11 protein-coding genes, 1 rRNA gene and 2 pseudogenes are annotated in these 21,032 nt (G+C 45.7%); 5 read left to right on the top strand and 9 right to left on the bottom strand.

Annotated features, from left to right (window positions below; genetic code table 11):
- Positions 1-9: 9 nt before the first annotated feature.
- From ACT6PV_RS13345 to ACT6PV_RS13315, 7 genes are all read right to left on the bottom strand, one after another.
- Positions 10-285, bottom strand: coding sequence for a monovalent cation/H+ antiporter subunit F (locus tag ACT6PV_RS13345; RefSeq protein ID WP_445116773.1), 276 nt, complete (start codon positions 283-285; stop codon positions 10-12).
- Positions 282-806, bottom strand: coding sequence for a Na+/H+ antiporter subunit E (locus ACT6PV_RS13340; protein ID WP_445116772.1), 525 nt, complete (start codon positions 804-806; stop codon positions 282-284). Before ACT6PV_RS13340 ends, ACT6PV_RS13345 begins: the two co-directional genes overlap by 4 nt.
- Complete coding sequence (locus ACT6PV_RS13335) at positions 807-2,615, bottom strand: monovalent cation/H+ antiporter subunit D (protein ID WP_445116771.1); 1,809 nt, start codon at positions 2,613-2,615, stop codon at positions 807-809.
- Positions 2,615-2,980 (bottom strand): Na+/H+ antiporter subunit C, encoded by a 366-nt coding sequence (locus tag ACT6PV_RS13330; protein WP_445116770.1) that lies wholly within the window; start codon positions 2,978-2,980, stop codon positions 2,615-2,617. The genes ACT6PV_RS13335 and ACT6PV_RS13330 overlap by 1 nt, the downstream gene beginning before the upstream one ends.
- A gap of 5 nt (positions 2,981-2,985) precedes the next feature.
- Positions 2,986-5,823 carry a monovalent cation/H+ antiporter subunit A gene (locus tag ACT6PV_RS13325; RefSeq protein WP_445116769.1) on the bottom strand — a complete coding sequence of 946 codons (2,838 nt, stop codon included), beginning with the start codon at positions 5,821-5,823 and terminating at the stop codon, positions 2,986-2,988.
- A 352-nt stretch (positions 5,824-6,175) separates the two neighbouring features.
- The gene (locus ACT6PV_RS13320) at positions 6,176-7,573 is read right to left on the bottom strand and encodes an AAA family ATPase (RefSeq protein ID WP_445116768.1); all 1,398 of its coding nucleotides are present in this window, start codon (positions 7,571-7,573) and stop codon (positions 6,176-6,178) included.
- Positions 7,574-7,613: 40 nt separating this feature from the next.
- The gene (locus ACT6PV_RS13315) at positions 7,614-9,107 is read right to left on the bottom strand and encodes an AAA family ATPase (RefSeq protein WP_445116767.1); all 1,494 of its coding nucleotides are present in this window, start codon (positions 9,105-9,107) and stop codon (positions 7,614-7,616) included.
- 182 nt (positions 9,108-9,289) lie between these two features.
- Here ACT6PV_RS13315 and rrf point away from each other — a divergent pair.
- The 4 genes from rrf to ACT6PV_RS13295 all read left to right on the top strand — a co-directional run bounded on the left by rrf (position 9,290) and on the right by ACT6PV_RS13295 (position 17,128).
- A 5S ribosomal RNA gene (gene rrf / locus ACT6PV_RS13310) occupies positions 9,290-9,403 on the top strand.
- Positions 9,404-9,592: 189 nt separating this feature from the next.
- Positions 9,593-11,293 carry a ShlB/FhaC/HecB family hemolysin secretion/activation protein gene (locus tag ACT6PV_RS13305; RefSeq protein WP_445116766.1) on the top strand — a complete coding sequence of 567 codons (1,701 nt, stop codon included), beginning with the start codon at positions 9,593-9,595 and terminating at the stop codon, positions 11,291-11,293.
- A 52-nt stretch (positions 11,294-11,345) separates the two neighbouring features.
- Positions 11,346-16,889 (top strand): two-partner secretion domain-containing protein, encoded by a 5,544-nt coding sequence (locus ACT6PV_RS13300; RefSeq protein WP_445116765.1) that lies wholly within the window; start codon positions 11,346-11,348, stop codon positions 16,887-16,889.
- 2 nt (positions 16,890-16,891) lie between these two features.
- Positions 16,892-17,128: a hypothetical protein gene (locus tag ACT6PV_RS13295; protein ID WP_445116764.1), complete on the top strand. Its 237-nt coding sequence runs from the start codon at positions 16,892-16,894 to the stop codon at positions 17,126-17,128.
- A 263-nt stretch (positions 17,129-17,391) separates the two neighbouring features.
- Here ACT6PV_RS13295 and ACT6PV_RS13290 read toward each other — a convergent pair.
- Together ACT6PV_RS13290 and ACT6PV_RS13285 are read right to left on the bottom strand one after the other, a co-directional pair.
- Positions 17,392-18,465, bottom strand: a pseudogene (locus ACT6PV_RS13290) (IS3 family transposase).
- A protein-coding gene (locus ACT6PV_RS13285; protein WP_445116763.1) for an IS3 family transposase occupies positions 18,441-19,600 on the bottom strand; the annotation gives its coding sequence in 2 pieces (ribosomal slippage) (positions 18,441-19,354 and positions 19,354-19,600; 1,161 coding nt in all). The pseudogene ACT6PV_RS13290 and the gene ACT6PV_RS13285 overlap by 25 nt, the downstream one beginning before the upstream one ends.
- A 189-nt stretch (positions 19,601-19,789) precedes the next feature.
- On the opposite strand from ACT6PV_RS13285, the pseudogene ACT6PV_RS13280 reads away from it, so the two are divergent.
- Positions 19,790-20,562: pseudogene (locus ACT6PV_RS13280) on the top strand (IS110 family transposase); the annotation flags it as partial.
- Between the last annotated feature and the right edge of the window lie 470 nt (positions 20,563-21,032).

Below are 21,032 nucleotides of genomic sequence, written 5' to 3'. Positions count from 1 at the left end.
ATCATTCCCCTAGTCGATGACATGGCCTGTGGTAAAGTAACGTGCCAGTGCTGCGGTGGATACAAATCCGAGCATGGCCATCAGTAATGCACCTTCAAACATCAGGCTTGTGGCCCAGTAAATGCCCAGGATCACCACCAGACAGGTTGCATTCAGAAACAGGGTATCCAGTGCCAGCAACCGGTCAACAATGGAAGGTCCTGTCACCAGTCGGATCAGACACAGCAGCATGGAAATGGTGACTGCAAGCAGGCAAATTCCCAGCGTATAGGGCAGGATCATCATCTCTGTTCTCCCGGTTGAATATTGAAGATCGCTATCAGTGGAGTCTCATAGCGGGCCTTGATGTTCTGTATGTCCTGATCGGGATCATCTGAACTTAAGGCATGCACCAGAATATCACCGCGTTCCTGGTCGATTCCGGCACTGACAGTGCCCGGTGTGGTGGTAATGATCATCGCCAGCAGGGTATTGACATGTTCATGACTGGTCTCAAGCGGCACACGATACCATTTGGGATGGAGTTTACTGGTGGGACCAAGAACCTGTATGGCAATGCGGATATTGGAAACGATAATGTCCCACAGCACCACAAAAAACAGCTGCACAGCGCGTTTCCAGTGAATATTGGGGGTTCTGACAATGAATGGCTGGATCAGGTGCGGAATGATGAATCCCAGCACGATGGCCACCATGATGTCAAAGCCCTGCAGACTATGGTTCAGCATCAGCCAGCACAAAGCCACAATCACCGAAACAAAGGGGTGTGGCAGACAACGATCAATCAGCGAAAGATTTTCCTTCATTTATTGCTCCATTGGCTTCAGGCTGACGTTTTGATCAAATGTATGTTGCTCGTGTTCCTGCTGCTGGATCTGACGTTGTTTATATTCCGAGAGATGCTCACCTTCAAGGGTATTTTTATTGATCATATACGGAATGTAATGCGCATTGGGATCTTCAGTCTCACCGCCATATTTGGTTTCGGGTAAATAGTCGGGGTCAAATGGCTGGACACTGATCACCTGCTGATTTTCATCCCGTTTCAGAATGGTCTGAGCATATAAATCCGGCTGTTGAATCTGCTGCGCGGTCTGCTGAACATAATTCAGAATCGGGGCAGCACATAGCACATACAGCATGAGTGCGGTCAGTAACAGGTAAATGGCCTGATCATTCCTGGGGGGTGCTTTTTCCGGAAGCAACTGATAGGCAATATAGGCAGCCTCTTTCGGATTCTCTTCAGGTGAGGTTGCCCGCCAGAACAGAATGAATCCGACCCGGGTAAAAGCAATAATACTGAGCAGACTGACCGTTAAAATAAAGCCAATGACCCAGCCCTGATCCGGGAAACCGGCAGTGGCCTGCAATATCATGATCTTACCCAGGAAACCACTGAAAGGTGGTAACCCTGCCATCATTAATGCAATGATGAAAAATGTCGCGGCAATTATTCTATCCTGCTTCATTTTAGGCGCCACTTTCAGGTGGTCCTTGAATTCACCCCGCTGTGAGGTAATCCATCCGCACAACAGATAAAGTGAAGCAGCAATCAGGGTGCTGTGCACCAGGTAATACAGTCCTGCTGCCCAGGCAGCTGTACTGGACATGGATATTGCAATGAGAATGGTGCCAACCGATGATAGAATCATAAAACCGGCAAAGCGCCGTAAGCGTTCAGCGGCCAGTGCGGCAATCACACCATACAGTGAAGTGATCAGACCAATGGGCAACAGCCAGTGACTGAACAATGTCTGACCGGATTCACCACCGAACACCGTACCATTGACCCGTAAAATGGCATAAATACCGACTTTGGTCATAATGGTGAATAATGCTGCAACCGGGGTTGCGGCAACGGCATAGGTTTTAGGTAACCAGAAACCGACTGGCAGCATGGCCGCTTTGATTCCGAACACCACGAACAGCAATAGCCCACCTGCCACGGCCAGTTGATGTCGGTCATTTTCCAGCGTGGGCAACAGGCGGGCGACATCTGTCATGTTCAGGCTGCCGACACTGCCATAAATCATGCCGAGTCCAATCAGAAACAGTGCAGATGCAAGCAGGTTAATGGTGACATAGTGAATGCCAAGCTGAAAGCGGGCCTTGCCCTGTCCGTGCAGCAGCAGAACGTAGGATGCCATCAGCAGGATTTCAAAGAAGACAAATAAATTGAATAAATCTCCGGTCAGGAATGCACCGCAGAGCCCCATCAATAAAAAATGAACCATCGCATGAAAATAGCGTCCGCGTTCATCCCATTTTTTACTTGCAAACCACAGCAGCGGGACTGCCAGGCTGTAGGTCAGCACCAGCATGAATGCAGACAGGCGATCCAGCACCAGGACAATACCAAAGGGTGCGGCCCATTCACCGAGCTGATAGACATAAATGTGTCCGGTATTGCTTGCAATCAGATAGCTGACAGCGGTGACCAGCCCGCACAGGACAGAGACCAGGCTGATTGTGCGGCGCCATGGCTGACGCCAGTCGTGTGTCAGTGAGCCTGAACCTGGATTGCCCAGTAAAACCAGAATGAATGCCGTAAATGCAGGAATTAGTATACTCAAAACTGGCATATGCTGATGCCAGAAGTCCAGTGGCGTGATCATTATGGTTCATCCTCACGCGGGTCATAGTTACTCAGTTCTTCTTTGGAGTCGACATGATCACTTCCGGATTCATAGCGACTGCGCAGTGCCAGCTGTACAATAAAGGCTGTGGTTGCAAAACCAATGACAATGGCGGTCAGCACCAGCGCCTGAGGCAGGGGGTCGGTGACTCTGGTGGCGTCAGTCAGAATGGCCGGGGCACTGAGCTGAACTCTGCCCATGGCAAATAAGAAAAGATTGACGGCATAACCAATCAGGGCCAGCCCCATGACTACCGGAAAGGTCCGGGCACGTAACAGCAGATAAATGCCAGTTGCCATCAGTAATCCAATCCCGGAAGCCAGTAAAAATTCTATGCTGATCATGATGATTACTCCCTGGGTAGCGGACCGGACATGCCTGAGTGCCTGGAGTCGCCCAATACGGAAATTAATAACAGGGTTGCACCTACAACAGTTGCATAAACACCTAAATCGAAGGCTGCGGCAGATGCCAGATGCATTTTGCCGAAGAGGCCGGTTTCTACATAAATATGTGCACTGGTCAGGAATGGACGTCCCCACAGCCATGCAGCAATTCCGGTTAAGCCGGCAATCATCAGGCCGAGGCCAATCCATATTTCATACAGACGGCCGGATCGGGCTTTCAGCATTTGCTCGGCCTGATCCTGTCCCAGGGCAATATACTGAATCACCAATGCAATGGCCGTGATTAAACCGGCAATAAAACCGCCTCCGGGGTAATTATGGCCCCGGAAGAAAATATACAGGCTGACCACCAGCGCCAGTGGTAAAATCCATGAAGCCGTCATACGGAACATCAGGGGAGATGGGTTAAAGCGATAGGTCAGTCCCTGAGTTATGGTGGTGCCATGCGCCCGCATGCCATCCATCAGGCACAGGGCACCAATGGCGGCAATGCCCAGCACAGCAATCTCACCAAAGGTATCGAAGCCACGGAAGTCAACCAGAATCACATTCACTACATTTGAACCGCCGCCCAATGGCAGTGCCTGCTGCACAAAGAACCATGAAATGGAATCGTGGTCGCGTGTCAGCATCAGCCAGCTGATCCAGCCAATGCCCAGTCCACCGCCGATGGCAATAATGGCATCGCGCCAGCGTCGGGTACGGCTGGATTCATACGGAGTCAGCTGAGGCAATAATGACAGACTCATCAGCAGCAATACGGTAGTGACTACATCCACGGTGATCTGGGTCAGTGCCAGATCCGGTGCAGAAAGTATGACAAAGATCAGGGTGACGATCAGCCCGACAACACCACTGATCAGTACGGCTTTAATCCGTTCATGATGGAACCACAGCATCATCCAGCAGGCAGAGAACAGAATGAGCCACAGCACAATGGCAATAACTGGTGCATGACTGAGTTCACGGGTTCCAGTGCTTAAACCCTGATTGATGAAGGGTGTCGCCACCAGCACAAGAGTGAAGACTGCAATCCACAGCAGGTAATTCTGCAGTGAGCCGGTTTCGGTTTTTTGTTTGATTTTCCGGGAAACTGTCAGCAGTTGTTTCAAAAAAGCGTCGAAGATCAATCTGCCCTGCAGTTTGCCCAGGCTTGTGTCGAGGTCAATGTCACGGATCCGCCCACCTTTGGCCAGGGCAAAGTAAAAAATGACACCGCCTGCCAGTGCAATGAGACTCATCAGTAAAGGCAGGTTAAAACCGTGCCAGATGGCCAGATGTACCCCTTCAAAGCCGGCCAGCTGGGTGCTGGCCCGGGTGCCGGTATTGACAATATTCTGAACGAGTAATGCCGGAAGAATACCCACCAGTATGCACAGGCCAGCCAGCAGAATAACCGGTGAGCGCATGCCAATTGGAGGTTCATGGGCATTTTTTTTCGGGACTTTATGGCCGACATCTCCGTCAAAAAATACCCCGTGTACCAGTCGGGTTGAATAGGCAACGGCAAACAATCCGGCACAGGTTGCAACAATGGCTGCAAACACCATGAATCCGCCGGACAGACTGGCGAGTAATTCGGTAAAGAACATCTCTTTGGATAAAAAACCGTTGGTTAACGGCACACCTGCCATCGCGGCTGATGTAATCATGGCCAGGGTTGCTGTAAAGGGCAGCAGTTGCCATATGCCGCTGAGTTTTCTTAAATCCCGGGTGCCTGTTTCATGGTCAACAATACCGGCAATCATGAACAGTGCCGCTTTGAAGGTGGCATGGTTAATGATGTGAAAAATTGCCGCAGCCACGGCCAGTGGAGAGCCGATCCCCAGCAGACAGACAATTAAACCCAGATGGCTGATGGTTGAATAAGCGAGCAGACCCTTTAAATCTTCCTTGAAAATGGCAAAAAAAGCAGCCATGCACAGGGTCAGTAAACCGACGGTGGTCACCAGGTTATGGTAAAGCACAGATCCGACAAAAATCGGCAGTAAGCGCGCCAGCAGGAAAATTCCTGCCTTGACCATGGTTGCAGAATGCAGATAGGCCGAAACCGGCGTCGGTGCCGCCATGGCATTCGGCAGCCAGAAATGAAAGGGGAACTGAGCACTTTTGGTAAATGCCCCCAGCAGAATCAGCAACAATGCCGGAACAAACAGTGCATGTTGCTGAATGGCTGGAGCCATGGCCGTGATCTGATCAATCTGATAGGTGCCGGTGATCTGCCCCAGTAAGACAAATCCACCGAGCATGGCAAGCCCCCCCATACCGGTAATGGTCAGGGCCATGCGTGAACCCCGCTGGGCGGCTTCGTAATTACTCCAGTAACCCACCAACAGGAAAGATGAAATACTGGTCAGCTCCCAGAAGACCAGTAAAATCATCAGATTATTGGACAGGGAAATCCCGAGCATGGCCGCCATGAACAGCATCAATAAGGCATACAACTTACTGAGTGAATTTTTGGGGTTGAGGTAATAATAAGCGTAAATATAAATCAGCGTGCCGATGCCGGTGATCAGCAGGGCAAAGATCAGGCTGAGAGCATCAAGGCGGAAACTGAAATCGATTCCCATCTGAGGCAGCCATGACCAGCTTTGCAGGATGGGAATATCATTGAAGACTGATTCAGCCTGAGTCAGTAACAGGATGAAGCTGGTCAGGCTGACGCCGATTGCCCCCAGCGCCGTGGCACCACGGGAGAATTGTTTCAGCCATCTGACGAGGATTGTACCCAGTATGAGAGGGAACAATATAATAATTGGCAGCACGCTCGTATCCAATTTTATGAATAGGTCGAAACCCGGAGTAAAACTTATCTTTCAGGGATTGAAGGAACGCAAAGAGCATTCCAAAACGACTAAATCCTGAAAGCCGAAACTGAATTTGAACAGCAAAAAACCAGATTGTGTTGCGCAACCTGAAAAAGTAATTGCAAAAAAACCAACAGAATAAAACATCTGAATAAGGGTTTTATCTTATTACATGAGCAGAATAACATCAATGATTTTTGCCGATTTTGCGAACAGGCGCACACATGGTGCTATTGACGGTTTGTATGGGGAAAGAGCGTCATCATGCCCTTTAAAAACCCGGTTCATGCGGCAGTAGGTTTTTTAGCGTTGAATACTGTGCTTATATGGAAGGCTGGTGTAATGAACTGTCATCGCCTTCCTGTATCAGCCGGTACAGTTCCTGTCGTTCTGCTTCATTCATATGCTGAATCCGCTGAAAAACATGCTGTGCAGCCGAGGTTTCGACCGTGGAAGACGGTTCAATCAGGGGCGCAGGGTCTGAGTTGCCATGGGGATGCAGCAAATGCTCATAAATGCTGTCGAATGCAGAGCGGTTATGACTGAAATCAATTTCATGAACGCTGTGGTTTTCAATTTTAAAACACTGATAGGACTCTGCAGTTTCCAGCATGTCGCTGCGGTGGCTGGTCGCAATAATCTGCAGTCGGGGGAAGGTCTGATGCAGTCTTTGCAGAATGCTGTGTGCATGATCCTGATCCAGCTGCTCATCAATATTGTCGATCAGTAAAATACCTTCGCCTTCAATACATGGATATAAACTATGGGGATTTAACAGGCACAGACGCCGGACAATATCACCGGTCAGGGCAATCCAGTTCCTGACGGACGCCGGTAATTGCTGATACATAATGGTCTGCTGGTGATAGGTCACCATGAGTTGTAAGGTCGGCTGGTATTCCAGTCGGATGTCTGTCAGTTCCGGTATCATGCTGTTTAAGCTGCTCTTGAGTGCCTGCAGGCAGGGGCTGCGCAGTTGCATGCTGGTCTGAAGGAAAGCAGTTGAAAAATCCTGTGCTGGAACCTGCTGGTCTGTATCCTGGTTTTTTTTGTTGGAAGCCTGCTGGGAGATGATCTGCTGAAACAGTTGAGCCGCCTGTGCATTTTCAATATCACTGATTTCCCTGAACCATTCAAAAAAACGGGTAAACGTTGTAAAGGGAATTGCGATCAGCTCATAGGCTGTTGATGCATGAAAAATCCCGGGATTATTTTTATTCAGCAGATTAATGTCATTGACGAAGCGTTCAGCGGGATAATAAGCGATCATAGGCAGACCCAGTAAGGGATCCCGGGTAAGGGCCTGCATATATTTACGGGTCAGCTGTTCCATCTGCTGTACTTCAACTTTACTGATGCCCACTCCATTTGAGTTCAGGGTTTTATAGAGTTGCCAACTGCACAGCTGCGTATCGTTCTGGCGGGAATCACTGCTTTCTGCCAGTGTTCCGACTTCTGTCGGAATACGGACCTGGATATGTATACTGGACTGGTTGCGATGGTGCATGATGTCCTGATCCGGCATGACAATTCCCGGAGTGCGCAGGTCCTTAAAACGGGCCGGAAACCAGGACAGTGCCTGAAAGATATTTTTAATAATGGTGGTTTTACCTGCGGACTGATCTCCAATGATGAGGCTGACAGGCTGTTCCACATTAAAATTGATGCTTAAGTCGGAAAAATGACAGGTATGTCTGAGCTGAACAGATTGAAGTTTCATAAAATACCTATCAACTTACAATTTAATTTAAAGGGTTTATTTATGCGGGTGTTTTATTTTTCAGAGCAGGTCTGAGTTTAAGTTGTTGTACCAGCTCATGGATGTGGTGAATATTTAAGCTTACTTTAGCCCGTGTGCAGGCAACGTATAATAATCGTAACTCCTCATCGCTGATTTTATGTTCCAGTCCGTTTATTTTAAATTGATAGTCATCTTCCAGATGGACCCGGTTCCACTCCAGTCCCTTTGCTTTATGTGCGGTGGAAATGACGTAATCCGCCTGTTCAATGGGGGTGATTTTTGCCAGTGCTTTTTTCAGCGGATCGGTACCATGATCATCCACCAGTCGGACCAGCGGTTTAATATCACTGCCATCATGGGTTTCACAGTATTCATGTACATCATGCCAGGAATTGAACCAGGCCAGTTCAGGCACGTCCGTGACACGTTTGCCTTGTTTCAGCAGGCTGGCTGCATCTACAAAACGGTTCAGTTTGACGTGATCTGCCTGTAGGCTGACCTTATCGCCCTGAACCAGACCTGAGAGCAGCAGTTCCATGGCCCGGGCATTGGTCCGGCATAAAATGGCATCGCGCATCCGGGTATGTGGTTTATTGGTCACGGTGGATTTTGCATCAGGGTTTCCCAGCAAGGGAACAGTTTCATCCAGTGCGCCAAGCAGATGGTTGGCGATATCGGCAATGGGTTCACCAAAACGGAATGAGGTGGTCAGACGTGACTCGGGCAGTGGCATCTGCTGCATGGCATTCACTGCGCCCCGCCATGCGTAAATCTGCTGATGTGCATCACCGACATAAATCACCTGAGTGTTGCGCTGGCGAAGCAGAATACCCAGCATCAGCGGGTCTGCATCCTGTGCTTCATCAAACAGCACGTAATCCGAGGGAATCACAGGGTCTGACAATGCCCACAGCTTCAGATAAATGTCATGACCAATGCCGGCTTGATGACGGGTATCAATGGATTCCAGCCATCGTTTTTCCACAGCAGGATATAAATGTTTCTGCAGGGACTCCACATCATCTGCATGTAACCAGCCGGGCGCCTGGATATGTCGTGGAGCAGGATATTGTGAGTTTGTGGAGCAGAAATAGCTGACGGCATTGGCCACCAGGCTGGCCAGTCGGCTGGGCATCAGCACATATTTTTCATAACGGCCACCCATCATCCGGCGCAGGGTAATCGGTTCAAGCCGGTAGTCTTTGGCAATAAAGCCGGGGCTCAGACGTGGCAGGCGTAATTTGTCGGTGACTCCACGTGGAACGCTGCGAAAAGCCAGCGAGTGGAAGGTACGGCAGTCGACATTCCGGTGAAAGCGGCTCTGGGCCCCGGTTGCAATAGCTTTGTTAAATGCCAGATACATGCCGCGCCGTTCAGACATGGCATTGCTGATCAGCTGTAAGGTGGTTGTCTTACCGGTGCCGGCATAGGCAATCACTTTGAAGGATTGACCTTTTCGTGCTTCGCTGATTGCAAGGCTTTGCTCTGCTGTAGGGCTGGGGGAGTCGGACACGGTTATAGGAAATCTTATATGCGGATTATGGCTGTTCAGCAGTATAGCAAAAAATAAATCAGACAACAGGAGTATTGTTGGCCGCCTGTAAAACTGGAATTTTGCACTGAAGCTGGTATTTTACAATTCAGTTGAAGCTTAACTCTATAATAGGGGTTCCATGCCCGGGAAGTACGGTTTGTACTGGTTTTATAGCGAGAGTGAACCACCTGATCCCATCCCGAACTCAGAAGTGAAACCTCTTAGCGCTGATGGTAGTGTGGGGTTACCCATGTGAGAGTAAGTCATCGCCAGCTCATTATTTCCGCACCCCGGCCGAAAAGGTCGGGGTGTTTTTTTGTGAGGAAGTTAAATCTTAAAAAAAGCTTAATTTATTAGGTGTCTTTTGTAATATTATAATGTATCATTGCGGCTATTGTGTTTTATCTTTTATAAAAAATGTAATGCTAAAAAAAATAGTCACGATGGGTTTTATTTGTTGTTGTATGGATTCTGTCCATGCTGCCGATGATCCATCCCTTCCGGAAGTGGTACGTCAGGATCAGCGACTGAATGAGCTGGAAAAACAGCTGACGGATGGAAATGTACAGCTGAATCCGCAGCAGGCGAGGCAGAAACTCAGTGCTGAAAATATCATCGTAACGGAAACGCCCTGTTTCAGAATAGACCGACTGGAGTTTGTCCTGCATGACCCTGCATCACAGCCGGGCACTGATACATTCAGCAAATTGTTTTACGATCTGAACCGACCGGGATTCATTACCGGACAGTGCGTTGGAACGGAGAGTCTGCAGAATATTGTCAGATATGGACAGAATGAACTGATTCGGCAGGGCTACATCACCACGCAGCTGGCAGTTCAGCCTCAGGACCTGAATCAGGGGGTTCTGCGCCTGGACCTGTATCCAGGAAGGATTGACCGGATTATCTCACGGGATCACGCTATAACAAAAATAGGGCTGTACAGTGCCTTACCCTTATCGGGTGGTGAAATCCTGAATCTGAGAAAAATTGATCAGGGCCTGGAAAACCTGAAGCGGGTATCCGGGCGGGAGGTGGATATCCGGATTGAACCGGCTGTAGCCGAAGACGGCACGGAACGGGCAGGCTACAGTCATGTGGTGGTCAGTGCAAAGCCGTACCGGAAGGCTACGGTCAGCATTGGTGCTGATAATTCCGGCTATAAAAGTACCGGCAGATATTTGGGGAATATAGGGCTGACCCTGAATAATCCACTGCATCTGAATGATACCCTGTATATGAATGCCAGCCATTCACTGGACAATTGGGACAGTAACATGAACCGGAGCTGGTACATTAATTACGCTGTTCCTTTCAGAAACTATGACTTCTCTGCAAGTTTCAATGAATACACCTATGAGCAGAATACCCCGGGTTTCAATGGACCACCCATCACCTACGAAGGGAAAACCCGGCAGGGCAGCGCCACTTTGTCCCGGCTGCTGAGCCGTGGACCACAGCATAAAACCAGCCTGTATGGGCGGGGCTATCATAAAACCACGCGCAATACCTTTGGCGGCATACGGCTGAGTGAATCACAGGACAGGACCACCGCTGGCTGGAATCTGGGGATTCAGCACCGGCAGTACCTGGGCAGTGGTCTGCTTGACGTTGCACTGGACTACCGCCGGGGGACCGGAGCCTTCAATGCAAAACCTGCACCTGAAGAACGGATCCGGGATATTTATGGGAACCCCCTGCCGGTGGAAGGTTATGCACGTGCACCGCTGTGGACGGCCGACATCCGCTATACACAACCTTTTACGATCTCGGATCATCCGGTGCAGTACCGCCTGAACTGGCGTGGTCAGTATGCTCCGAAAATCCTGACACCGCAGGATCGCTTCTTTATCGGTGGTCGATACAGTGTACGGGGATTCAATGGAGAACTGATGTTGTCCGGAGATAATGGACATTACCTGCAGCAGGAGTTCAGCTGGAATATCCCCTTACCCTCAACACAGCTGTATGCAGGTATTGATCAGGGATGGGTCAATGGCCGTAACAGCAATCCCGGGCAACGCTGGCTGATGGGGGCTGTATTCGGTGCCCGCAGCTATTTCAGGGGGGTGTATGTTGACGCCTTTGCCGGGCATGGGCTGAGCGCCCCGGATGTCATAAAAAAGGAATGGAATACAGGATTCAGTATTAATTACAGCTATTAAGCTTAAGAAATACATTAACACACATACTCATAAAACTTAAGAGAACAGAACCATGAATAAGAACCGCTATCGTATTATCTTCAGTAAAAGCAAAAGAATGTTTATTGCCGTGGCAGAAAACATCAGCAGCAGGGGGAAGGCCTCGGGTCAGACGGCTGTAATGGGGCATCCGGCAGAGCCTGTCTCACAACCGTCGGCCACATCACTGCACCAATGCTGGCAGGTCAGGGGGTTGGTGGCCTGTATGAGCCTGCTGATGGCACTGACCCCGGTCTACGCCAATATTCAGGCTGATTCGGCTGCCGCTGCTGCCAGACAACCGGTGATTGCCGCCGGGACCAATGCACAGGGACAGCAGGTGCCGGTAGTGAACATTCAGACCCCTCAGAACGGTATCTCCCATAACGTCTACAACCAGTTTGACGTATTACAGCAGGGCGTTGTCCTGAACAACAGCCGTGGTGGTGCACAGTCGGTCCTTGCCGGACAGGTTGCTGCAAACCCCTTCCTGCAGACCGGAGAGGCCCGGATGATTCTGAACGAAGTGAAATCATCTGAAGCGAGTCGGTTTGAAGGTAACCTTGAAGTTGCCGGGCAGCGGGCAGATGTGGTGATTGCCAGCCCATCCGGAATTAATGTTCAGGGGGGTGGTTTTATCAATGTTAACCGGGCCACGCTGACCACCGGGCAGCCGCATTTCAATGAAGACGGCAGCCTGCAGAAATTTGTAGTGGATCAGGGGAAAGTCAGCATTAATGCAGCTGAAGGAAGCCACCTGGGACTGGGAGGGAACAATAACACTGCACAATATGTGGACATTTATGCAAAAGCGGTTGAGCTGAATGCAGAAACACGTGCCAGTCAAACCTTAAAGATAGTAACAGGATCAAACACCTTTGAAGGGGAAGATCAGGCGCAGATCACTGCAAACCAGCCTGGTAGTACCACAGAAAACTTTGCGCTGGATGTCAAGGCGCTGGGTGGCATGTATGCCAATAATATCTATATTGTCGGGACAGATAAGGGGCTTGGCGTCAGTAATGCCGGGTATACTCACTTTCAAAACAACCTTGTTATTACCAATGCCGGTAAAGTGGAGAACACGGGACAGCTTGCAAGCAATAATTCTGCAGCTAGTCTAATCAGTATCAATACTGATGAAGGTGCAGATATTGTTAACAATGGGAAAATAGCCGTAGCTTCCGGTTCCATATTATTGGATTCCGGTCAGAATATCAGCCTGGATGGAGGTGAGCTAGTTAAGAATGAAGCAGGTGACGCCAGTGCCATTTCAGTCAGTGCTCAGGGTGATATCAGTTTACAGAATGGCAGCAATATACAGAACCTTGTGGAAGGGGGTGATATCTATCTTGAGGCCGGAAATATTCAGGTCGGGAATGCTGATTCCACAGCCAGTGTTAGTGGCAACGGTCAGGTTCTATTAAATGCCCGGCAGAACCTCAGTACGGAATCTGTCGGCAATCTTTCCGGAAAGAGTGATGTAGGCCTGTATGCCGGAAACCAATTGTCCGTTAGTAATACTGATTTACGGTCCGATACCGGCAACCTGAACTTGGTCACTACGGATGAGAACTCAGCTGCAATGCTGAACAGTGTCGGTCTGAATGCAGCAGGTGATGTCAACATCAGCGGTACCGGAAATGTCAGCTTGAATCAGCTTAGGCTGAATAGGAATGAAACAGGGGATGCAACACTCAGCCGGAACTTCAGTGTTGAATCATGGGGAGATCTGAGCTGGCAGAATGCAGCAGACAGTATTCCGACGCTGAGTGGGAAGCTGGATCTGCGGAGTCAGGGTAAATTGGACATCTCCGGCAGTCAGTTCAGTGCCCGTGAGGGAATTAATCTGCAGGGTCGGGAACTTGCGGTTAACAGTAAGTTGAGGTCAGATCAGGGCATTAGCCTGACGGCAACTGAACAGGATGTTAACCTGAATTTAGGGATTGAGCTTTCCTCAGCAGCAGATATCAACGTGGCTGCACTGCAGGGCAGTATTAATACCCATAGCCTGCAAGCAAACTCATCAGAGGGCAAAATATCGATCCTGGCGAAAAATAATGTAGAACTGAAATCTCATCAAGCTATAGATGGTACAGATTCTTTTATCAAAGAAACAACCCCAACTACAATTAGTGGGGGAAATGGGATAACCATTGGTTCATTAGGAGATGGAGTGGTAGGTCTTACATCTGTAAACTTAAAGGCTACTAATGGAGATATTTATATTTTAAGCAATAATGGTATAAATTTTTATAATAATATAGATGGTTATTATGGGCGTCCTCCTGATTATAATCAGGAGGAGCCTTATATTCAAAATAATTTAATATCTAGTAATATTCTTATTGAAAACAAGAATTCTGCTACTAATATTTCTAATACATTATTAGAGGCAAAAGGGAATGTGGAAATTTTTTCAAATGATGATATGTATTTAAATGGAATGAATTTAAAATCAGGGTATCATACTGCAATTAATTCTAATGGTAATATTAGTAGTGGTGTTTTTAGTACAATCGATTCGTCAGGGCTTTTATCTTTAGTTGGTAAAAAAAGCATAAATGCAGCATTTTTGCTTACAGGGGGGAGCGTATTAGTAGAAGCGGATAATATTGATGCATCTAAAATTTCTGCAAAAACTATCGATAGTGATATTTTAAAAAATAATTTAGATTTAAGTGAGTTAAATGGTGATTTAACTATTCAGGCAAATCAAGAACTTATTTTTAATAAGAAAAAAATATATTCAGCAGGTGACCTTAATTTGATTTCTAAAAATGGGGCGTTGACTATAATTGGATTTGATGACTCTCCTTATGCTAAAGGAATAATTGATCTTTCAGAATTTCATGCTGATGGTAATATACTTTTTGAAGGTAATAGTGTTCAACTCAGTGGAGCTAAAATAAATGCTAAAAATGATATTAATATCATTTCAACACAAAATGATTTCAGGCTAGATGGGGCATCCCTTGCATATGACGATACAACTTATTTTTTCGCAGATAAAAGAAATATGGTAAATGGTGATCAAGAAAAAACTGATTTTTTATCAAGTTGGGTTATGGGGGGAGTGGAAAATTTTAATACACAATTAATCAGCTTGGAAGGTGATATTAATTTAGCATCAAAAAAAGGGTTGTCTATAACTGGAGCTGATATTGACGCAAAACAGGGTTATGTCAATATTCAAGCACAAGGTGCGTTAGATGGGTTTTATAAAACTACAGCTATAGAAAATGATAATACACCAAAAACTATGGGAGCTAGTATTATTATAGATGGGAATATTGATGCTTATGGAAAAGGAAGGGAGAGTGATCAAGACTATAGCTATAGGGAATATGTAAATCCAACGGATATTAATGGGGAAGCAGGCGTTAATATCCGTGCAATGGGGGAGTCTATAAATGATAATATTATTTTACAGGGGGTTGGAATTACCTCTAATAAGGGTGATGTTAATATAGAAGCGAATAAAAGTATATTATTTGATGTGGCGCTTGAAACTTTATATGATCGCTCTACAAAGATAGAAACAAAGCGTTCGTGGTATGGTAAGAAAAAAGTCATAACAACAACGGCTATTGGCGATGTAGTTGATCCAGCTTCTGTTGACATTTATGGAAAAAATATTAATGTGGTAAGTGCATTTAAGAACTCAATACGTTCAGATGGCACAAGAGACCCGAATTTAGATACATCAATAGATATTTACTCTGCACGTTTTAATGCAGATGGAGGACAAGTATCAATACAATCAGGTGGTAACTTAAATTTTTTAACGGTCTCTGCAATAAATAATTCTAATGTAAATACAGTAAAAAAATCTTCGTGGTTAGGTCTCAATCTTGGTACTTCGAAAACGAATGCTACACGAAATCAGACTACTCAACTCCCTGCTCAATTAAAGGCAGATTATATTGAAACTAAATCGGGTTATGATACTCGATTGGATGGGACTGAATTTGAATATTTGAAAACAGCAAAGATTCAAGCGGGTGGGACGATTACCCTAAATGCAATTATGGATAGAGTTGAAGAAACTCTTCAAAGAGAAAAAACATCTACTATTTGGCAGTCGATGCAGGACAAAGGCTCAATTACTGAAACAGGAAAACTACCGAGCTTTAATGGTCCGACCCCACCGGTATTTCATGCCGAAGGTGGACTGGAAGTTCAGATACCGATTGGGGAAAGAGATCAGAACCGGGTTGAGCTGATGGATGAAGTCCTGAAGTTGGCCCGCCAGCCTGGTAATGAATACCTTTCAGGATTGGTTGATCGTAATGATGTGGATTGGCAGAAGACTATTCTGACCCAGCAGGACTGGGATTATAAGCAGCAAGGTTTGACAGGGGCTGGTGCTGCACTCATTGTAATTATTGTTACTATCGTAACAATGGGAACGGGTACGGCAGCTGCCACATCTGTAGCAGGTGCCACTGGAAGTACAGCATTAGGGGCGGGAGCACAAGCTGCTGTAACAACACTTGCCTCACAGGCTAGTGTTAGTCTGATTAATAATGGCGGTGATATTGGAAAAACGCTCAAAGATTTAGGTAGTAAGGATAATGTTAAAGGGCTTGTTGCTTCAGTAGTTACAGCTGGATTATTAAATCAAGTAGGAACTACACTTGGTTTACAACCCGATAGTACTTTATTGTCAGACAGAATCATTAACAATTTTACTAATTCAGTAGGATCAACTTTAGTGCAAACGGCTGTAAATGGAGGGAGTTTACAAGATAATTTAGAAGCAGCATTTTTGTCTGGCTTGGTTGGAGTTGTACAAGGTCAGTTAGCTTTTGAAGTAAAACCATTAGAAAATATAGATTACGTTCTTCATAAAATTGCCCATGCTGCTGTAGGCTGTTTAGCAGGATCAATACAGAAACAGTGTGAAGCAGGAGCTATCGGTGCATCTATAGGTGAAATAGTAGCAAGCTATTTTAATGATGGTACTCGTCAACTATCTGAAAATGAAAAAGAACAGATAATTGGTAAAAGCAAGATTGTTGCAGCTACTATTGCTGCATACACTGGTCATGATGTAAATACTGCTGCAAATGCAGCGGATATAGCAGTTAGAAATAACAATATGGAAGTTATTTATCAAGCGGAGGTTGATAGTTTATGGGAGGACTCCAAAGGAAATAAAGATGCATATTATGAAGGTCTTCAAAAAATTGCGGAGAGAGATGCTCTCGCTTTAGATATTTTGATGTTGCCATTGGGAGGCGGTTTATATACTTTTAAAAGCTTCTTGAAAACAGCTGAAATATTAGTTAGTAAAGCAAATATAGTTGTAACTAAAGATGGTCTTACTGCAGCAGCTAGAAAGTTATCTAGTCATGCTCAAAGGACTGGTGGTACATTTCCAAAACCAACTGGAAATATAGCCCAACAAAATGCGCAAGCTGAAGAAATTTTAAGAAACATTTTAAACAACCCTCAAACAAGAGTGACTAATTTAACTAGAGGTGGTATAGAATATAGAATGCCAAATGGGCAAGGTGTCCGATATAATGCAGATGGATCATTTAGTTCTTTTTTAGACCCTAAACGGAGGTAAAAATGAATTCTTCTTTTGGTATTGATTATGTTTCTGATTCAGAATATGAAGAATTAACAGTAGAAATTTCTTTTGGAGGTCAAATTTTATGCCAAATTAGCCAAGATAAAGGTAAAGATAAATTAGAAATTGAGTTTTTTCATCAGTTCTATCTAAATAAAAATGATGAAAAATTTAAATTTTTTTTAAAGGATTTTTTAGATGTTGTTAATGAGGCAATAAGCGATTTATGGGGTTAAAAAAGTGTATTGAGGTGTAGTAGCTTGTATCTTACCCCTCATAGTGATTAGCTATCACTATATTGCAAATTACAGAGTTTCGTGTACTAGCAAAACATAAAGTTTGAGTTTGAGATAAAACCTGTAATTTGCCCTAATCACTTGCACAACTCTGGACGGTAACTAAGCACTCTGATGCTGTATTCACAAGAAAAGACAGTGATTATGCTAAAACAACAGTTGGTTAGATCAGGTAGTGACCTCCTCCCCAAAGTAGCTACAACCTAAACTGTAGACATGGCCTGTTGGTGATTCCTTACAAATTCGCTGGGGGTCATATAACCGAGTGAGCTATGGGGTCTTTCCCGGTTATAATCCTCACGCCACGCTTCAATCTTATTTCTCGCATCGTCCATGGATAAAAACCAGTGTGTGTTTAAACACTCATCCTGTAGCTTACCATTAAATGATTCTATATAGGCATTATCTGTCGGGGTTCCCGGTCGGGAAAAGTCCAGGATAACACCTTGCTCATACGCCCATTTGTCCAATGCCCTGGAAATGAATTCACTGGTTGTCCGTTCGTATTTTTGCCGGCAGCCGGCCATGTAACAGCCTGAGCTCCTCCATAGCCATGACCACATGTTCCCCCTTAATCGAAGCAGCAATATGAATCATAAGACATTCCCGACTAAAATTATCGACTACAGTCAAGGCCCTGAAACGCTGACCATTGAAGAGGTTGTCAGCGACGAAATCCATGCTCCAGCACTGATTGATATCAAAGACCGGATCACGCTGCATCCGGTGTTGCCCGCTGACATGACGGCGGGGACGTTTACGCCGCAAATGCAGCCCTTCCTGACAATAGATACGATAGGTTTTTTTATGGTTAATGAGCCAGCCTTCCCGACGCAGCAGGACATGAATACGTTCGTATCCGTACCGGGCCCGCGTTTCCGCAATTTCCCTGATCCGTTGTGTAATCACACGATCATCCTTACAGGATTGGTAGTGGTAAACCGATGTGCTTTGTTCAATCAGATTACAGCTGCGTCTCAGACTGATACGGTAAGCATCAGGCAAGTGATTGACCAACTGACGTTTCTGGGCCGGCTTTAAAACTTTTTTCGCAGGACATCCTGCAGCATTTCCTTATCCAGGCTCAAATCAGCTACCAGTCGCTTCAACCTCTGGTTTTCCTCCTCAAGCTGCCGCAATCTCCTCAGCTCACTGACTCCCAGACCGCCAAATTTCTTCTTCCAGTTATAAAAAGTCGCTTCTGATATGCCCATCTTACGGCAAACCTCAGCGACCAGGACGCCACTTGATCCTAGACAGTGTTGTGGACAGCCGATCCCTCTAAATTCTTAAAATATTTTTGTTCAAAGGCTTCAGGACTTAACCAGCCATTTGCTGAATGCCTTCTGATTCGATTGTAGTAAATCTCAATATATTCAAACAAGACAGAATTGGTCTCTTTTCGGGTAGTAAGCACACTACCGTGAACTACATGAGCTTTTAGTGTATGAAAGAAGCTTTCCGTCACCGCATTATCCCAACAGTTTCCTCGTCTAGACATGCTTTGAATGCAGTTATTCGTCAATAATAGCGATCTAAAGTCACGACTACAATACTGACTACCTTGATCAGAATGCACCATAACACCCGTTGGATACCCCTGACGAGCCATTGCATAATTAAATGCATCACACACCAATTGACGGTCTATTCGATGGCTGGTTTGCCAACCCACAATACGACGACTAAATAAATCCAGCATCACACATAAGTACAACCAACCTTCTTTGGTGTGGATATACGTTATGTCGGTTGTCCAAACTCTATTTGGCCGAGTGACTGTAAACTGGCGATCTAATAAATTCGGTGCCGTCGGCAAACGATGATTCGAATCAGTCGTATGCTTATATTTACGTGCAATCTTACTGCGTAAACCGAGCTTTTTTAACATCCTTCCAACTGTACGTTCACTCATGCAGTAACCTGAATCATGCATGTCGTGTACCAATGAAGGTGCTCCTAAGCGAGCATGGTGCTGCCAATATGCAACTGTTAAATCAGTATACTTCTGATTGACGTAAATCTGTTTCTTTCGCCAAGCATAGTAGCCTGAAGCACTAACACCCAGGCATTTACAGGCAGACGAAATCGTAATTTCAGTCATAGCCAGACCCTGGATTACCGTGTACTTTTCCTGGCATGATCTGTTAGGAAGTACACATGCGCCTTTTTTAAAATATCATTGGCTTCCCTGAGTTGTTTGACTTCTTTTTCTAAATCGAGAATACGCTGTTGTTCTGGCGAGAGTTGACGTTTGCTTGAACCCGCGGGATTAGCCTCACGAATCCATTTATCTAATGTTGAATAACCCACACCTAATTTCTGGGCGATTGCAGCTACAGACTCGTGTGAGTTTGAAAGTGCATAATCAATTGCTTGCTGTTTAAATTCCGGACTAAAGCGTTTAGCCATTTTTACATCTCCAAAGTTAACGTTACGTTATCTTTAGAGGGACTATGTGTCCATTATTTTGTCTAGGATCAACTTTCAGATTGCTTCAGTGCAAACGCGATTTGCTCTTCAGTAAATTTGCTTCTCTTCATCTTTGCATGCCTCTTAACATGAGTTAAATATACGGCATATCTCCAATTTTAAGTGAGCCTGTTTTCAGGGGGGAGGTCAGTCTGTGTAACCAATCCTGCCAGAGCTCGATATTTTGCTCAGAGTATGTCCAGGCTGAATAAAACAGACAAGGTAGATAGTGAAGTTTTAGCCAGATTTGCAATGACAGCAGATCTACATTTTTGGCAACCTTTGCCTAAACATATTCAATTGCTTAATGCCTTGCTAGAGAGAAGAGCTGTCCTTTACGAAGATTTACAACGTGAAAAGAATCGTTTGGAAAAAGCAAAGTCTACTTTTACTATGGAACCTGTACTCGAATCTCTTCATAAGAGTATTGCGCAATTAAACAAACACATACAAAATATTGATCAGCAAATTGATAATCATATTGACCAAAATCCCGATTTAAAAAATGACAAAGAACTGCTCAGTAGTATTCCTGCTATTGCAGATCGAACCAGCTTATTAATGCTTAGTTTCTTGCGTAGCCATACTTTTGAAAAAAAGCTAGTCAAGCAGCAGCCTTTATCGGCTTGGTTCCAATTCAAAAGCAATCGGGTAGCTCCATTCGTGGTAGAAGCCGCTTATCTAAAGCAGGCTCTTCCAAAATACGTGCTGGTTTATATATGGCAGCCGTTGTCGCAACTCGACATAACCCTCATATCAAAGAAATGAATGAACGCTTATTAGCGAATGGTAAAACCAAGATGATGGCGATTGGAGCTGCGATGAGGAAGTTAGCCCATCTTTGTTATGGTGTGCTCAAACACCAACAACCTTATCAAGCAAATTATTGCATCAATTCTTAATAATTTACTTGACAGTGGAGACGGTATCTCAAACCTGATCTGACAGTTACCCATTTTTTCGTGTGTCTGTCAGGTTAAATCTTGGCTTTAATGAACTGCAGGGGCTTGCGCGTTTGCCGGAAACCCTCAATGGTGGCCAGTTTTGAAGGATCAGCGGTCTGCGGTGGCTGATACAGGAGTTCGGCTGGAATTTGTGCATGAACCTGACTCAGCAGGGTAAGGATGAGCCCACTTATAATTATTTTAAAAAAGTACATATATTTTATTGTTCAGAATGCAGGTGCTTTATCATGCACTGTAATCTTATTAAAATCAAATTCCTGAATTCCTTTACACTATTCTGAGCTTGGCAGGTAAGGCATCTTTATTTGCAGGGCTGGCTGGTCTACCGGACGAACTCCTGCCAAATAAGTAGAAAGTGAAACATGAACGTCATAATTCATTCTTAAACTTGCGGGCAGGGGAAACAC

This window comes from Acinetobacter sp. WZC-1 (genome assembly GCF_052544965.1).
Note: the sequence above shows the minus strand (reverse complement) of the source record. Positions and strands in the feature narration are given on the sequence as shown.

Excerpts from the sequence above, each read along its gene's own strand:
- ACT6PV_RS13345 (WP_445116773.1), bottom strand. The coding sequence starts at position 285 with ATGATGATCCTGCCCTATACGCTGGGAATTTGCCTGCTTGCAGTCACC.
- ACT6PV_RS13340 (WP_445116772.1), bottom strand. The coding sequence starts at position 806 with ATGAAGGAAAATCTTTCGCTGATTGATCGTTGTCTGCCACACCCCTTT.
- ACT6PV_RS13335 (WP_445116771.1), bottom strand. The coding sequence starts at position 2,615 with ATGATCACGCCACTGGACTTCTGGCATCAGCATATGCCAGTTTTGAGT.
- ACT6PV_RS13330 (WP_445116770.1), bottom strand. The coding sequence starts at position 2,980 with ATGATCAGCATAGAATTTTTACTGGCTTCCGGGATTGGATTACTGATG.
- ACT6PV_RS13320 (WP_445116768.1), bottom strand. The coding sequence starts at position 7,573 with ATGAAACTTCAATCTGTTCAGCTCAGACATACCTGTCATTTTTCCGAC.
- ACT6PV_RS13305 (WP_445116766.1), top strand. The coding sequence starts at position 9,593 with ATGGATTCTGTCCATGCTGCCGATGATCCATCCCTTCCGGAAGTGGTA.
- ACT6PV_RS13300 (WP_445116765.1), top strand. The coding sequence starts at position 11,346 with ATGAATAAGAACCGCTATCGTATTATCTTCAGTAAAAGCAAAAGAATG.
- ACT6PV_RS13295 (WP_445116764.1), top strand. The coding sequence starts at position 16,892 with ATGAATTCTTCTTTTGGTATTGATTATGTTTCTGATTCAGAATATGAA.